The following is a 15,039-nucleotide window of genomic DNA, read 5'->3' as shown; positions in this document are numbered from 1 at the left end:
TCGGCTAGACGCTGTCTTTAGTGTAAACAGGTATCACTCGAGAGGTGAGCTTAGTCACTAACTCGTAAGCAATGGTTCCTACATACCTTGCAACTTCTTCTACAGGTAGCGCCTCGCCCCAAAGCACAGAAGGATCACCAACTTTGTCGCTAGCATCTGGCCCGAGATCCACAGTCAGCATATCCATCGACACTCGACCAACCAATGGAACCTTGCGATTATTCACTAAGACGGGCGTGCCATTGGGTGCCATGCGAGGGTAACCATCACCATAGCCAACCGCAATCACACCTATTTTTGTATCTCGCTCTGAAGTCCAGTTTGCGCCATACCCCACGCTTTCACCGGCTTTAAGTTCGTTAACCGCAATAAGGTGCGAGCGTAGTGTCATAACAGGACGGTAGCCCAGCTGCTGCGCATCGTTATCGCTAAATGGAGATACTCCGTACATGATGATGCCCGGTCGTACCCACTCAAAATGGCTATCGCTACGAGACAGTATGCCAGACGAAGCCGCGATTGAGCGTTCACCGGTGCAATTGGCAGTCGTACTCTTAAACAGCTCAATTTGTTGCGAAGTGATTGGGTTTTCTAGCTCGTCTGCGCAACCAAAGTGACTCATATAACGCAGAGGATGCGCCACATTTTTGCAGTTATGTAGGCGCTGAATATACTCATCATAGTGTTCAGGACGTACGCCTAAACGATGCATTCCTGTATCCATCTTCAGCCACACAACCACAGGATTTTCCAGTTCGGCTTGCTCTAGAGCCTCTAGTTGCTCCTCGCAATGCACCACGGTTTGTATGTTGTTGGTGACTAAGATAGGCAGATCACTCGCCGAGTAAAAGCCTTCCAATAACAATACCGGCTTAACAATACCGCCGGCACGAAGCTGCAATGCTTCCTCTACGCGAGCGACACCAAAGGCGTCAGCACCTTGTGCGTGTTTGGCTACTTCTAATAAACCGTGCCCATAACCATTGGCTTTAACAACCGCGAGTAAACGGCTGTTAGGCGCCTGTTTATGCAGCATGTCTATATTATGGCAAAGAGCATCGGTGTTAATCGATGCTACAGCAGCTTGCAATCTACTCATGCCAGTTCCTATTCGTCGTCATAATCGAATGCAGGACCGGCGTAGTTATCAAAGCGAGAGAACTGTCCCTGGAATGTTAAACGAACAGAACCGATTGGGCCGTTACGTTGCTTACCTAGAATGATCTCAGCCGTTCCTTTCATAGAACTGTCTGGGTTATAAACCTCATCGCGGTAAATAAACATGATCAAATCGGCATCCTGCTCGATCGCACCTGATTCACGAAGATCCGAGTTGATCGGGCGTTTATCAGCACGTTGCTCCAAGGAACGGTTAAGCTGAGAAAGTGCGACAACCGGCACTTGCAACTCTTTCGCGAGTGCTTTCAAGGAGCGCGATATTTCAGATATCTCCAAGGTACGATTGTCTTGCATACCGGGTACACGCATCAATTGCAGGTAGTCGACCATGATGAGACTTAATCCGCCATTGTCACGGGCGATTCGTCTTGCGCGAGAGCGTAATTCTGTTGGCGTTAAACCTGAGCTATCATCAATGAACATGTTCTTCTTTTGCATCAGAATGCCCATGGTTGATGAGATACGAGCCCAATCTTCATCGTCTAACTGACCAGTACGAATCTTGGTTTGGTCAACGCGAGATAAAGAGGCTAACATTCTCATCATAATCTGTTCTGAGGGCATCTCTAGAGAGAAAATAAGAACTGGCTTATCGGAGCTCATCGCTGCGTTTTCACACAAGTTCATCGCAAATGTGGTTTTACCCATAGATGGACGAGCTGCAACGATAATCAGATCCGAAGGCTGTAGGCCTGCCGTTTTCTTGTTCAGATCGTTAAAACCAGAATCGACACCCGTTACGCCATCTTGCGGGGTTTTGTATAACTCCTCGATGCGCTCCAGAGTTTTCTCAAGAATGTTATCGACATTCTGCGGGCCGTCTTTCTCATTACTGCGCTCTTCGGCAATGGCAAAAACCTTGCTCTCAGCAAAGTCGACAAGATCACCCGATGAACGACCTTGTGGGTCATAACCCGCATCTGCAATCTCGTTAGCCACACCAATCAGGCTTCGAACGACGGCTCGCTCTGCCACTATCTCAGCGTACGCATTGATGTTTGCCGCACTCGGAGTGTTCTTTACAAGGTCGGCTAGATAAGCGAATCCACCCACATCTTCAAGTTGCTCACGACGCTCTAAGAACTCGGATAGCGTAATTAAATCCAGTGGCTGGCTGTCTTCAAGAAGGGTTTTCACCGCTTCAAAGATCAATCTATGCGGACGACTATAAAAGTCTGTTGCCATCACTTTTTCAGCAACGGTATCCCAACGCTCATTATCCAGCAATAGTCCACCAATTACCGATTGCTCAGCCTCTAATGAATGTGGAGGCGCTTTGATTGCATCGACTTGGGAATCTTGTTTTGTGTTTGTTCGTTGATCTACCATGAATGTGCTCAGTGACTTGCTGTTCTTTGCATTATACCAATGCTAATGATGATGTGTTTAGAAAATTATCTTTAATAGATATCATCATGAAAACTATTAACTTATTTCATTGTCTCTAGAATGGCAGCTTTGGAATTGAGATAATACCTACTGTATAATTTTTTACCTAAGCTTGACGCTTAACCAAAAAGTTGGGGTACAATGCGCCAGCGCTATTTTATGCTAGAGGTATTTCGTGTCTAAAAAATTGCTATTTTGTCTGGGGTCTCTGATGTGCTCAGTGCTCCATGCGGAAGAGCTTACTGATACGGATATCGAGAGCCCTTCCCCCTTCAAGAGTGAAGTCGAGTTTGGTTACCAGGCTCACTCTGGAAACTCAGACTCAGAATCTCTCAACGCTCGTCTTAGTGGCGAATACATCAAGAATCGCTATCGTTTAACCGGCGAGTGGAAGTATTACCTGCTGTATAAAGACGGTGAAGAAGATAAACGCCAATCGACGTACGACCTGCAAGGGGATTACAAGTTAGGCCCAAAGAGCTACGCCTACTCAAGTTTTAGTGGCTATGACTCCAGATACAGCGCTTACTTTACTGATTACACGATATCAGCGGGTCTGGGTTACCAGCTTATGAATACCAAGTATTTATTGATTGAGGGAGAGCTTGGTCCTGGTTTTCGTTACCAAGAGCCAAATTTAGATGAAATTGACGATGACGATATCGTATTTCCTGAAACAGTCAGCGAGGCGATCATTCGTACCAATCTAGCGATGACTTGGAAGCCAATCAAGACGTTAGCAATAAGCGGTAATGTAACGGTTGTTGCCGGTGAGAGTAACACCAGAACAGATACCGAAATTTCTGTCATCAATGAGATCACCAACGATATCGCACTTAAGCTGGTGCATAACCGTCAGTACCACAACAAAGTACCCGATGGGTTAAGCAATACCGACTCGGTATTCTCCGTTAATCTGCTGTTCCTTTTCTAGCAAATCTCATTTTTTAGACATAAAAAAACACCGGCCAAGGCCGGTGTTTTAAAATCGTCTTTAGAGTAAAGAATTACTCTGCAGCAACAACTTGTAGTTTCACAGTTGCGAAAACTTCAGAATGAAGTTGAACGCTTACTTCGAACTCACCAGTGTTACGTAGTGCGCCTTCAGGAAGACGAACTTCGCTCTTAGCAACTTCAACGCCAGCAGCTGTAACAGCGTCAGCGATGTCACGAGTACCGATAGAACCGAATAGTTTGCCTTCGTCACCAGCTTTAGAAGCGATAACAACTGCTTCTAGAGTGTTAACTTTCTCAGCACGAGCTTCAGCAGCACCAAGTTGCTCAGCAACTTTAGCTTCTAGTTCAGCACGACGAGCTTCAAACATTTCAACGTTAGCTTTAGTAGCCATTACTGCCTTATTCTGAGGAATAAGGTAGTTACGAGCGTAACCAGATTTAACGTTAACAGTATCGCCAAGTGCACCTAGGTTACCGATTTTATCAAGTAGAATAACTTGCATTATTTAATCCTCTATTTAATAAACGGTGCCGATTACTGATGCTTATCAGTGTACGGCAGTAGTGCTAGGTAGCGAGAACGCTTGATTGCACGAGCTAGTTGACGCTGATATTTAGCGCTTGTACCAGTGATACGGCTAGGTACAATTTTACCAGCTTCAGTGATGTAGTTTTTAAGAGTTGCTACGTCTTTGTAATCAATCTCTTGTACGCCTTCTGCAGTAAAACGGCAGAATTTACGACGACGGAAGAAACGAGCCATGGGCTATCTCCTGATCTTAAATTTGAGTGATATCTTGGGCATGTAAAACCAGTTTCCCTGAGCCATTTCGACTCATTTGATAAGCAACAAAGCCGCTTACCCTGATTGTACTGCCTTTAACTAGTTCTTGAGTTAATGTGTGTGACCCTTTGCCACTCACCACTACAGGCATTCGACAGTAAACCTGTCTTGGAAGCTCAGCTTCCATCACATTTGAGCGATGCTCGAGCCAAAATTGGCAATGTGATATCCCCGAGGGGCTTTGCGTTCGAATAGGGTCTTTAGCAACAATGCCGCTTAAGTCCATTCGATTGGTCATACAATCAATTACTCAGCAGATGCTTCTGGCTTAGCTTCAGTACGCTCTTCGCGACGAGGAGCACGCTCTGCACGCTCTTCTTTTTGCTTAAGCATGATTGATTGCTCAGTCACAGCGCCTTTAGTGCGCATGATCATGTTGCGTAGAACTGCATCGTTAAAACGGAAAGCAGTTTCTAGCTCGTCGATCACAGCTTGACCAGCTTCAACGTTCATAAGAACGTAGTGAGCTTTATGAAGCTTGTTGATTGGGTAAGCCAGTTGACGACGACCCCAGTCTTCTAGACGGTGGATAGTACCGCCAGCTTCGTTGATAGAACCAGTGTAACGCTCGATCATGCCAGCAACTTGCTCGCTTTGATCAGGGTGCACCATGAATACGATTTCGTAATGACGCATGTGTTGCTCCTTACGGATTATTAGCTTCCACGAATGGCTCGGTCGTCCAGAGGAAGCAAGGAACTAAAGATAAATGACCGAGTTTTAAGGACGGCAAATAGTACAGAAAGCAGTCAGTAAGATCAAGTAAAAAAGGGGCTTCTGCAGAATATAGTTTTCGCACTCCCAATTATCTTTCATCTGTTAGGGCTGCTGATTCATAAACCCTTGTTTCTTAAGGTAACTAAGAACTGACTGCGAAAATTCAATATGGGACTCTTTGGTGTATTTTAGCTTGGTATAAACCTGAGCCAAATTCTCAACGCCAGACTCTTCAATCATCTGCTTAAGCTCGGGAAAGGCCATGTAACGTTGCCAACCTGCGGTTTCTCGCTGTTGATAGATATCAGAGATCTGCTGTTCGGTATGGTCTTGGTATACCTCATTGTGCACTAGGCCAGCCAGAGGTAAGCGGTCACGAATCTGTGGGGATTCATCTGCGTACCCTAGTGAGTACCCTACGACAGGTACAACACCTTCAGGGAGTTCGAGTATCTCGCCAATTTGCTCACAATTGGCCAAGGTAGAGCCCATGTAACACAAGCCCAATCCTTTCGCTTCCGCTGCAATAGCCACATTCTGCGAAACCAATGTGGCATCAATGGCTGCGATCATGAAGCTCATAAAGTTATCGAAATTTAGCGGAGCGCCACTTTGTGCCAGCCATTTTCGCATGCGTCTAAAGTCGGCACAAAACGTCAACAATACTGGGGCATCCACCACCATAGATTGCTGCATATGAGGCTCATACAATGCCTTTCTCAGCTTTTCATCTTTGGTCACTATGATGGAGTACGATTGCATGTTGCCCGATGATGAGGCGCGAATACCGGCCTCTAGAACCTCATTAAGAGTCTGTTCTGAAATAGGTTGGTCTTTATATTCGCGAATGGAGCGATGAGAGTGAAGGGCTTGAAAAACGTCCATGAAGATCTAATCCTTGATACAAAAATAGGAGCCGAAGCTCCTATTTTATCATGGGTTAATTGTGCTTAACCTTGACGCTGTCTCACTGCTTCAAATAAGCAGACACCAGAAGCAACAGAAACATTCAGGCTTGATACTGAACCAGCCATTGGGATCTTAATCAAATCGTCACAGGTTTCACGAGTAAGACGGCGCATACCATCCCCCTCAGCACCCATCACGATAGCTAAAGGGCCAGTTAGCTTGCTCTGATAGACATCATGAGTTGCCTCACCAGCCGTGCCTACAATCCAAACGTTCTGCTCTTGTAGGTGACGCATCGTGCGCGCTAGGTTCGTTACACGAACCAGTGGCACGGTTTCTGCTGCGCCACATGCCACTTTGCTTACCGTAGCGGTAAGAGGGGCTGATTTATCCTTAGGAACAATCACTGCCGCGACACCCGCCGCATCTGCGTTACGCAGACAAGCACCTAGGTTGTGTGGATCCGTAACGCCATCCAAAATAAGAAGTAATGGATTCGTCTGAGACGCTAAGATCACATCTAGGTCGTTTTCATTCAGAGCTTTAGCTGCCTTAACACGGCCAATAATGCCCTGATGGTTTGCGCCCTTTGCTTTGTCATCCAACGCCTTACGGCCGGTTTGCTGAATGGACACGCCAAATGCTTGTAGCTGATTGATTAAAGGTAACAAACGGTCATCCTGACGCCCCTTTAAAACAAACGCTTCGATAAAGCGTGCAGGATCTTTTTCTAGTACCGCTTTAACTGCGTGGATACCGTAAATATATTCGCTACTCATTATTTGCTTCTCTTATTTCTTCGAATCACGCGCTTTATTCTTGTTGCTACGTGCTTTACTCTTTCGGGCTTTTTGCGACTTTCGCTTCTTCGATGCGGGTTTCTCATCAGAGCTGCCATCCGGACGAACCGTAGGTTCTACCATAGTCTTCGCACGTTTGGAGCGGCCTTTTCCTGCTGCATCCTCTTTCTTTTTATCAAAGCGTTTCGCTTCTTCTACTAGGCGTTTCTTCGCCGTTTTTCCTTTGCCTTTAGGCGTACGTACCGTACCCGCTAATTCAAAATCAATCTGTTTATCGTTAAGGTTAACGGCTAACACCTTCACCTTAACCTGATCGCCTAAGGCATATATCTGGCCCGAGCTTTCACCCACCAACCTTTGGCTCACTGCATCATAGCGATAATAGTCATTGGCCAATGCAGATATATGCACCAAGCCATCGATGTGTAGCTCAGTCAGCCTCACGAAGAAGCCAAAACCCGTGACATTAGCAATAACGCCATCGAGTTCTTCGCCCACGTGGTCTTGCATGTACTCACATTTCAACCAATCGGCTACATCACGGGTCGCATCATCGGCACGGCGCTCTGTCATTGAGCACTGCTCACCATATACATCCATATCATCAAAGGAGTAATGGAAGCCACCCGTTGGAGTCCATCGGTCTTGATTGCGGCCTTCTTGCTTGGCAATCAAGTACTTGATTGCTCGGTGCAACAATAAGTCAGGGTAGCGACGAATAGGAGAAGTGAAGTGTGCGTATCGCTTCAGTGCTAGTCCAAAGTGCCCAGCGTTGTCGGGATTATACACAGCTTGCTTCATTGAGCGTAGCAACATTGTTTGAATCAGCTCTTTATCCGGTCGCTGGGTGACAACGTGCATCAAATCGGCGTAATCAGTCGGTGACGGCTCTAGCCCACCATTTAGGGTTAAGCCAAGCTCACTCAAGAAGTCTTTAAAGCCAACTAATCTTTGCTCTCCAGGAGATTCATGAATTCGATACAGAGCGGGTTCTTTTAATTTCTCTACCAATGAAGCCGAGGCAATGTTTGCCAAGATCATGCACTCTTCAATAAGCTTATGGGCATCATTACGAATAACAGGTTCGATGCGGTCAATCTTTCTATCCGCATTGAAGATAAATTTAGTTTCTACTGTTTCAAACTCTATCGCCCCTCGGCCGTCTCGAGCCGTCTTAAGAGTACGATACATGTTATGCAGTTCTTGAAGATGCGGTACTAAAGGCTCATAGCGCTGATTAAGCTCTTCATCGCCATTGAGAATGTCGTTCACCTTGGTATAGGTTAAACGAGCGTGAGAGTTCATTACGGCTTCGTAGTGCTTATAGCCAGACAGCTTACCGCTTTCGGAAACCGTCATCTCACAGACCATACACAAGCGATCGACTTCTGGATTTAGTGAACACAAGCCGTTCGAGAGCACCTCAGGCAGCATAGGGACAACCTGAGAAGGGAAATACACAGAGTTACCACGATTAATGGCTTCTTTGTCTAGCGCTGAATCTGGACGAACGTAGTAGCTGACATCGGCAATGGCCACCCATAAACGCCAGCCACCGCTTTTCTTCTTCTCACAGAAAACGGCATCATCGAAGTCTCGGGCATCCTCGCCGTCGATGGTCACCAATGGCAACTCTCTAAGGTCAACACGCCCTTTTTTCGCCTGCTCTGGCACTTCTTCTTCAAGGGAAGCGATTTGCTTGGTGACCTCTTCAGGCCATTCATTTGGAATTTGGTGTGTACGAATAGCGATTTGAGTTTCCATGCCCGGTGCTAGGTTTTCTCCCAGTACCTCCACCACTTGACCTGTCATGCCTCGAGAGCGACTCCCCCTGTCGGTGATCTCGATAACAACGACATTCCCCATTCGAGCACCCATTCTATGTTCTTTAGGGATGAGGATATCTTGATGGATTCTTGAATCATCGGCGACAACATACGCTTGTCCAAACTCCAAGAAGAAGCGACCAACGATCTGCATAGAACGCTCTTCAAGCACTCGAACAATGCGCGCCTCTTTTCGGCCTCGTTTATCGGTGCCAGATTCTTGAGCGAGAACATAGTCACCGTGAATGATGCCACGCATCTGATGGAATGGCAGAACAAGGTCATGCTCTTTGCCAATCACACCCTCAGGGCGTACCCAACCATAGCCATCTTTATGACCGATTACATGCCCTTTTATCATCTCGAGTTTTTCTGGCAAGGCGAAGCATTGACGACGAGTAAACACTAGCTGGCCATCGCGCAACATAGCATTTAGCCTGCGGCGTAAGCCTTCATATTGTTCTTCACCATCAAGCTCAAGGGCAGTAAATAAATCATTGCGATTCATTGGTGCGCCAGCACTTTCTAGAAAGCTTAAAATAAACTCTCTACTCGGTACTGGGTTTTCATAATTTTTCGCCTCTCGATCTGCATGGGGGTCAAGAGAATTAGAATCGGACATGGGGGAGCTCATTAATTAGAATAATTGAGTAAAGTATATTCTAGTAATGCCCCACAAGGAAAAAATGCTTTAAAAATTAATGAAATATTCGCTTTTTACTTCTAAGCCTTAGACAACAGAATCATCAGATCCGAATTATCATCCACCAAATCATCAAGATTGCATTTATCTAACTCTGCTAAGAATGCTTCTTTGGCGTTATGCAGGTAGCTTTTAAGGCGGCAAGCCGGGGTAATATGGCAAAATTCGGGGGAGCAATTGATGACTTTCAGTGGTTCTAGTTCTCTGATTACATGCCCTATATTTATTTCACTCGCAGGCTTATTCAGCCTGATGCCACCATTCTTACCTCGAATAGTTTCAATAAAACCGGTTTGCCCTAGTTTGTTAACAATCTTAACCATGTGATTGCGAGAAATATCGAACACTTCACTGACCTGTGTAATGTTTGTCAGTTCATCATCTTTCAGTGCTGCTAAATAGATGAGAGTGCGGATGGCATAGTCAGTAAAGCTTGTAATTTGCATAGTGGTACTCCGTATCGTTCCACAAGTGTAATTCTTTTGTTGACTTTAATATACATTTTATACAACATTAAACATGAATCTGAAATACACCTTTAAATGGACAACTAAGATGTTAGAACAAAAAACCATTGATATCGTTAAAGCTACTGCTCCACTCTTGGCAGAAACAGGCCCTAAATTGACGGCTCATTTCTATGATCGCATGTTTGCTCATAACCCAGAGTTACAAGATATCTTTAACATGAGCAATCAGCGCAATGGAGACCAGAGAGAAGCATTATTCAATGCTATCTGCGGTTACGCTTCTAACATCGATAACCTAGGTGCTCTGCTACCCGTTGTAGAAAAAATCGCTCAAAAACATACAAGCTTCATGATCACGGCCGAGCAATACAACATCGTGGGTAGCCATTTGCTGGGTACCATTGACGAGCTATTTTCTCCAGGCCAAGAAGTCCTTGAGGCATGGGGTGAGGCTTACGGTGTTCTAGCTAATATCTTTATCCAGCGTGAAGAACAGATTTACGTGGCCAACGAGCAAAGTCAAGGTGGCTGGCGTGGGCTTCGTGAATTCAAGGTAGTAGAAAAGAAAAACGAGAGCGCTGTTATCACTAGCTTCGTATTTGAGCCTGTTGACGAAGGCTCGGTTGCTGACTTTAAGCCAGGACAATACCTAGGTATTTACCTCAACACACCAAAATTTGAAAACCAAGAAATTCGCCAGTACAGCCTATCTGCAGCAGGCAACGGCAACACCTATCGTATTTCAGTGAAGCGCGAGGGTGAAGGTAAGGTGTCTAACTTCCTGCACGATCACCTGCAACAAGGGGACATCGTCAAGCTTGCACCGCCAGCAGGAGACTTCTTTTTGGATTCAGAGTCAAAAGAACCTGTAGTGCTTATCTCTGCGGGTGTAGGCCTTACACCTATGCTGTCTATGTTAGAGACGCTTGAGCGAAGCGAGCAAGCGGTGACTTGGCTGCATGCAGCTGAAAATGGCGAACATCATGCCTTTAAAGAGCACGTATCCCAGCTTTGTAACAATAAGGACAACTTTGAGCACTTCACTTGGTATCGCAGCCCTCTAGCATCGGATCTCCGCTCAGAAGACTATCAAGCAGAAGGCTTGATTGACCTGTCTAAATTGAGCCAAGAACAGCTACCAAAGAATGCCAAGGTGTACTTCTGTGGTCCTGTCCCTTTCATGCAATCGGTCGCTCAGCAGCTCATCGATCTAGGCTATAAACAAGATCAGCTAAACTACGAGTGCTTTGGACCACATAAGGTTCTTTAATCAAAAGCAGAATGACAGGCACAAAAAAACCGGCAATAGCCGGTTTTTTTTATTCAAGATACCTATTCAATTAAGAATTGAATGGGTGAACCTTGATCATAGTCTCGTTACGGTCAGGACCAGTAGAGATGATGTCGATCGGCACGCCAGTTAGCTCTTCGATACGCTTGATGTAATCTAGTGCTGCTTGTGGCAGTTCTTCAATAGACTTAGCACCAAAGGTAGTTTCAGACCAACCAGGAACTGTTTCGTAGATTGGTGTTGCTTCTTCAAATGCTTCTGCAGCCATTGGAGAAACTTCTAGAACAGTACCGTCTTTCATCTTGTAACCAGTACAGATTTTCAGTTCTTTAAGACCATCTAGTACGTCTAGTTTAGTCAGACAGAAACCTGTTACTGAGTTGATTTGAACCGCACGGCGCATCGCTACTGCATCGAACCAACCAGTACGACGTAGACGACCGGTTGTAGCACCAAACTCATGACCTACGTCACCAAGGTGTTTACCTACTGGGTCTTGCTTGTCTAAGCCATCGTAAAGTTCCGTTGGGAACGGACCAGAACCAACACGGGTACAGTAAGCTTTTGCAATACCTAGGATGTAACCAATGTGACGAGGACCAAAACCAGAACCTGCTGCTACACCACCAGCTGTAGTGTTAGAAGAAGTTACGTACGGGTAAGTACCGTGGTCGATATCCAGAAGTGTGCCTTGAGCACCTTCGAACATGATCTTATCACCACGTTTACGTGCTGCGTCTAGTTCGTCAGTAACATCAATGACCATAGAAGTTAGAAGGTCTGCATAGCTCATCGCTTGCTCAAGAACTTCTTCATAACTTACTGTGTCAGTTTTGTAGTAATGCTCTAGTTGGAAGTTATGGTATTCCATAACTTTCTTTAATTTCTCAGCAAATGTAGTCTTATCGAACAAATCGCCTACACGTAGGCCACGACGAGATACTTTATCTTCATACGCTGGACCAATACCACGACCTGTAGTACCGATTGCTTTTTTACCAAGAGCTAGCTCACGAGCTTGATCGATTGCGATATGGTAAGGAAGAATTAGTGGACATGCTTCTGAAACGAATAGACGCTCGCGTACTGGGATTCCGCGCTCTTCAAGAGGCTTCATTTCTTTCAGAAGTGCATCTGGAGAAAGTACAACACCATTGCCGATAATGCATTTTACATTATCACGCAGGATGCCTGATGGAATTAAGTGTAGAACGGTTTTTTCACCGTCAATAACTAGAGTGTGGCCTGCATTGTGACCGCCTTGGTAGCGCACCACGTACTTCGCATCTTCAGTTAAAAGGTCAACGATTTTACCTTTACCTTCGTCACCCCATTGGGTGCCTAAAACAACTACGTTATTTCCCATCTTTCCAAATCTGATTGCTAGTTAAAAAAGGATTCTAGCACCGAAAAATCAAATTTGCAGTCATTTTTTAGACACTAACCATAAAATAATGGCGGTTATTCAAATTGATTTAAGCTGAAAACCAATACTTTATTAATGCTCACAGTAACATAAAGGTAATTACAGCCCCTGCAACCACAAGACATCCGCCCAGTCTTCTCAGCTGATTATCCGGCTGCTGGCTCAATTGTGCCATCATATTGCGCCATGCGTTTGGAGCCAATAATGGACCAATCCCTTCGAGTATTAAAACCAAGCCTAAGGCAATCCATATCCCTTGAGACATATCTATTTCCTATTAAGAATGAATAAAAAAGGCTCCTATGATAGGAGCCTTTGCGATATCTAGCTGATATTACTTACGCGGTGCGCCGCTTGAATCGTTCATGAAGCGGAAGAAATCGCTCTTCGGATCAAGGACCATAATGTCCCCTTTCTGAGAGAATGACTTCTCATACGCTCTAAGTGAACGAACGAAGCTGTAGAACTCAGGATCTTTGTTGTACGCTTCAGAGTAAATCTTAGCAGCAGTTGCGTCTGCATCACCTCGAGTTACTCGTGCCGTTCTGTCAGCCTCAGCAAGTACAGTTGCTACCTCTAGCTCAGCTTGAGCTCGGATAACTTCTGCCTTCTCACGACCTTGAGAACGGTGCTTACGCGCTACAGATTCACGCTCAGCACGCATACGACGGTAGATAGACTCAGAGATTTCATCCGGTAGGTTGATCTTCTTCATTCGGAAGTCAACAACACGAACGCCCAAGTCATCCATCGCGCTTTGGCGAGTATCTTCCAAAACGACTGCCATGATCTTATCACGCTCACCGTCAATCTCTACAGCAGCACGAGCCGCTTCAGAAACTGTTTCTTCCAGCTCTTCCTCATCCGGTAAAACGGCTTCATTACGAGGACCCGATACAATCTGCTTGATTTCACGAGAACCGATTTCAGCACGAAGCACGTCTGTTACTTTACGCTCCAATAGGGCTTGCGCTGTAAGCGCATTACCACCACCGGTTGCCAAGTAATATTGACCAAAGTCTTCGATACGCCATTTCACGTATGAATCGATGATGACGTCTTTTTTCTCAGACGTTACAAAGCGGTCAGAACGGCCGTCCATGGTTTGAATACGAGCGTCTAGACGCTTAACGTTGTCAAACAATGGCATTTTAAAGTGCAGACCTGGCTCGTGGATACGAGACATATCATTGTTGTCTTTCAAGATACGACCAAATCGAACCACGATACCGCGCTCACCCTCAGGGACAACGAATACCGACATTAGCATTAGTGCGAGTGCAACCACCAATACTGGGATCATTAACTTACGCATTCCTAGTATCTCCCTTGACGAGTAGTAGTTGAACGAGTGTCAGTTGAAGACGGCTGCGGTGTTGTCGCCGCATCTAGCTCTATCTTATCGTACACTGAAGATGACTTATCAGAACGCTTGGTTGAAGAACTATCCTGACCCGCTAACTTGTCGATTGGCAAGTACAATAAGTTACCGCTTGATTCAGAATCAATAAGTACTTTAGACGTGTTTGAGTACACTTCTTCCATTGTATCTAGGTACAGACGGTTACGAGTAACCTCTGGCGCCGCTTGATATTCTGGTAGTAGTTTTTCAAACTGAGCCACTTGACCAAACGCTTCGTTAACGATGCGCTCGCTGTAACCTAGTGCCTCTTTCTTCAGACGCTCTGCACGACCTGTCGCTTTCGGCAAAATTTCATTCTTGTAAGCTTCTGCCTCACGAATGAAACGCTCCTCATCCTCACGCGCTGCGATAGCGTCATCGAATGAGTCTTTAACTTGCTCTGGTGGACGTGCTGATTGGAAGTTGACGTCAACAACAAGGATACCCATGTCGTAGCCATCAATGATTTCATTCAGAGTCTCTTGAGTGCTTTGACGAATTTGCTGACGACCACTTGTCAGGATGCTATCCATCAAAGAGTCACCGATTACTGCACGCAAAGCAGAATCTGTAGCTTGACGCAAACTGTCATCAGCGTTTGTTACGCGATACAAGTATTTGTATGGATCAGATACGCGGTACTGAACACCCATACCAACAGTTACAACGTTTTCATCTTTCGTAAGCATTAAGCCCGAAGCTTGAAGTGCACGAATTGCTTCAACGTTTACTGTTGTTACTTCATCGACGAAACGTGGACGCCAGTTCAGACCAGGATCTACGATGCGATCGTATTTACCTAGACGAAGTACGACACCACGCTCTGCTTCACCTACTGTGTAGAAACCAGAGGCAACCCAGATAACGATAGCGACTACAGCAATTAGACCGAAGCCAATTGCACCGCCACCACTTGATGATGAACCACCACCACGCTTACCAAATTTACCACCCAGCTTTTGACTTAGTTTGCTAAACACTTCATCTAAATCTGGCGGTCCTTGATTGCGACCACCGGATTGCTGATTGCCACGATCTTTATTACCCCAAGGGTCATTGTCGCGGCCATTGTTTCCGTTGTTATTTCCAGGCTCGTTCCACGCCATTAGAAAACTCCATCACTAGA

The 15,039-nt window shown here is 45.6% G+C and carries 16 protein-coding genes; 2 read left to right on the top strand and 14 right to left on the bottom strand.

Annotation, left to right across the window (positions count from 1 at the left end; genetic code table 11):
- Positions 1–4: 4 nt before the first annotated feature.
- A complete protein-coding gene (gene alr / locus OCU35_RS01265) occupies positions 5–1,099 on the bottom strand; it encodes an alanine racemase (RefSeq protein WP_065598334.1) in 1,095 nt (364 codons plus the stop codon).
- 8 nt (positions 1,100–1,107) lie between these two features.
- Positions 1,108–2,508: a replicative DNA helicase gene (locus OCU35_RS01260; RefSeq protein WP_017027499.1), complete on the bottom strand. Its 1,401-nt coding sequence runs from the start codon at positions 2,506–2,508 to the stop codon at positions 1,108–1,110.
- 271 nt (positions 2,509–2,779) lie between these two features.
- On the opposite strand from OCU35_RS01260, the gene OCU35_RS01255 reads away from it, so the two are divergent.
- On the top strand, positions 2,780–3,502 hold the full coding sequence (locus OCU35_RS01255; RefSeq protein ID WP_065598333.1) for a DUF481 domain-containing protein: 723 nt from the start codon (positions 2,780–2,782) through the stop codon (positions 3,500–3,502).
- A 73-nt stretch (positions 3,503–3,575) separates the two neighbouring features.
- On the opposite strand, the gene rplI is transcribed toward OCU35_RS01255, so the two are convergent.
- The 8 genes from rplI to nsrR all read right to left on the bottom strand — a co-directional run bounded on the left by rplI (position 3,576) and on the right by nsrR (position 9,770).
- On the bottom strand, positions 3,576–4,028 hold the full coding sequence (rplI, locus tag OCU35_RS01250) for a 50S ribosomal protein L9 (protein WP_017027501.1): 453 nt from the start codon (positions 4,026–4,028) through the stop codon (positions 3,576–3,578).
- A 32-nt stretch (positions 4,029–4,060) separates the two neighbouring features.
- A complete protein-coding gene (gene rpsR / locus OCU35_RS01245) occupies positions 4,061–4,288 on the bottom strand; it encodes a 30S ribosomal protein S18 (protein WP_000090472.1) in 228 nt (75 codons plus the stop codon).
- 16 nt (positions 4,289–4,304) lie between these two features.
- Positions 4,305–4,607 carry a primosomal replication protein N gene (priB, locus tag OCU35_RS01240; protein ID WP_026012832.1) on the bottom strand — a complete coding sequence of 101 codons (303 nt, stop codon included), beginning with the start codon at positions 4,605–4,607 and terminating at the stop codon, positions 4,305–4,307.
- 8 nt (positions 4,608–4,615) lie between these two features.
- Positions 4,616–5,005, bottom strand: coding sequence for a 30S ribosomal protein S6 (gene rpsF / locus OCU35_RS01235; protein ID WP_017032969.1), 390 nt, complete (start codon positions 5,003–5,005; stop codon positions 4,616–4,618).
- 183 nt (positions 5,006–5,188) lie between these two features.
- Positions 5,189–5,971 (bottom strand): nitroreductase family protein, encoded by a 783-nt coding sequence (locus tag OCU35_RS01230; RefSeq protein ID WP_065210274.1) that lies wholly within the window; start codon positions 5,969–5,971, stop codon positions 5,189–5,191.
- Between the two features lie 65 nt (positions 5,972–6,036).
- Entirely contained in the window at positions 6,037–6,774 is a 738-nt protein-coding gene (rlmB, locus tag OCU35_RS01225) for a 23S rRNA (guanosine(2251)-2'-O)-methyltransferase RlmB (protein WP_102329523.1), read from the bottom strand.
- 12 nt (positions 6,775–6,786) lie between these two features.
- The gene (gene rnr, locus OCU35_RS01220; protein WP_261825515.1) at positions 6,787–9,243 is read right to left on the bottom strand and encodes a ribonuclease R; all 2,457 of its coding nucleotides are present in this window, start codon (positions 9,241–9,243) and stop codon (positions 6,787–6,789) included.
- A 101-nt stretch (positions 9,244–9,344) separates the two neighbouring features.
- The gene (gene nsrR, locus OCU35_RS01215; protein WP_017032964.1) at positions 9,345–9,770 is read right to left on the bottom strand and encodes a nitric oxide-sensing transcriptional repressor NsrR; all 426 of its coding nucleotides are present in this window, start codon (positions 9,768–9,770) and stop codon (positions 9,345–9,347) included.
- Positions 9,771–9,879: 109 nt separating this feature from the next.
- Between nsrR and hmpA the strand changes: the two genes are divergently transcribed.
- Positions 9,880–11,064: an NO-inducible flavohemoprotein gene (hmpA, locus tag OCU35_RS01210; protein WP_261825514.1), complete on the top strand. Its 1,185-nt coding sequence runs from the start codon at positions 9,880–9,882 to the stop codon at positions 11,062–11,064.
- A gap of 70 nt (positions 11,065–11,134) precedes the next feature.
- Here the strand turns inward: hmpA and OCU35_RS01205 are convergent, their stop codons facing one another.
- The 4 genes from OCU35_RS01205 to hflK form a co-directional block, all read right to left on the bottom strand.
- On the bottom strand, positions 11,135–12,451 hold the full coding sequence (locus tag OCU35_RS01205) for an adenylosuccinate synthase (protein ID WP_017027509.1): 1,317 nt from the start codon (positions 12,449–12,451) through the stop codon (positions 11,135–11,137).
- 139 nt (positions 12,452–12,590) lie between these two features.
- Positions 12,591–12,776, bottom strand: coding sequence for a DUF2065 domain-containing protein (locus OCU35_RS01200; RefSeq protein ID WP_017027510.1), 186 nt, complete (start codon positions 12,774–12,776; stop codon positions 12,591–12,593).
- A gap of 69 nt (positions 12,777–12,845) precedes the next feature.
- A complete protein-coding gene (gene hflC / locus OCU35_RS01195; protein WP_261825513.1) occupies positions 12,846–13,826 on the bottom strand; it encodes a protease modulator HflC in 981 nt (326 codons plus the stop codon).
- 2 nt (positions 13,827–13,828) lie between these two features.
- A complete protein-coding gene (gene hflK / locus OCU35_RS01190) occupies positions 13,829–15,019 on the bottom strand; it encodes an FtsH protease activity modulator HflK (RefSeq protein ID WP_261825512.1) in 1,191 nt (396 codons plus the stop codon).
- Positions 15,020–15,039: the final 20 nt, after the last annotated feature.

The organism is Vibrio breoganii, from assembly GCF_024346795.1.
Lineage (GTDB): Bacteria > Pseudomonadota > Gammaproteobacteria > Enterobacterales > Vibrionaceae > Vibrio > Vibrio breoganii.
This window is presented reverse-complemented; position numbering and strand designations above follow the sequence as displayed.

Bases quoted from the DNA above. Each gene is read 5' to 3' on its own strand.
- alr (WP_065598334.1), bottom strand. From the start codon at position 1,099: ATGAGTAGATTGCAAGCTGCTGTAGCATCGATTAACACCGATGCTCTT.
- OCU35_RS01260 (WP_017027499.1), bottom strand. From the start codon at position 2,508: ATGGTAGATCAACGAACAAACACAAAACAAGATTCCCAAGTCGATGCA.
- OCU35_RS01255 (WP_065598333.1), top strand. From the start codon at position 2,780: ATGTGCTCAGTGCTCCATGCGGAAGAGCTTACTGATACGGATATCGAG.
- rplI (WP_017027501.1), bottom strand. From the start codon at position 4,028: ATGCAAGTTATTCTACTTGATAAAATCGGTAACCTAGGTGCACTTGGC.
- rpsR (WP_000090472.1), bottom strand. From the start codon at position 4,288: ATGGCTCGTTTCTTCCGTCGTCGTAAATTCTGCCGTTTTACTGCAGAA.
- priB (WP_026012832.1), bottom strand. From the start codon at position 4,607: ATGACCAATCGAATGGACTTAAGCGGCATTGTTGCTAAAGACCCTATT.
- rpsF (WP_017032969.1), bottom strand. From the start codon at position 5,005: ATGCGTCATTACGAAATCGTATTCATGGTGCACCCTGATCAAAGCGAG.
- OCU35_RS01230 (WP_065210274.1), bottom strand. From the start codon at position 5,971: ATGGACGTTTTTCAAGCCCTTCACTCTCATCGCTCCATTCGCGAATAT.
- rlmB (WP_102329523.1), bottom strand. From the start codon at position 6,774: ATGAGTAGCGAATATATTTACGGTATCCACGCAGTTAAAGCGGTACTA.
- rnr (WP_261825515.1), bottom strand. From the start codon at position 9,243: ATGTCCGATTCTAATTCTCTTGACCCCCATGCAGATCGAGAGGCGAAA.
- nsrR (WP_017032964.1), bottom strand. From the start codon at position 9,770: ATGCAAATTACAAGCTTTACTGACTATGCCATCCGCACTCTCATCTAT.
- hmpA (WP_261825514.1), top strand. From the start codon at position 9,880: ATGTTAGAACAAAAAACCATTGATATCGTTAAAGCTACTGCTCCACTC.
- OCU35_RS01205 (WP_017027509.1), bottom strand. From the start codon at position 12,451: ATGGGAAATAACGTAGTTGTTTTAGGCACCCAATGGGGTGACGAAGGT.
- OCU35_RS01200 (WP_017027510.1), bottom strand. From the start codon at position 12,776: ATGTCTCAAGGGATATGGATTGCCTTAGGCTTGGTTTTAATACTCGAA.
- hflC (WP_261825513.1), bottom strand. From the start codon at position 13,826: ATGCGTAAGTTAATGATCCCAGTATTGGTGGTTGCACTCGCACTAATG.
- hflK (WP_261825512.1), bottom strand. From the start codon at position 15,019: ATGGCGTGGAACGAGCCTGGAAATAACAACGGAAACAATGGCCGCGAC.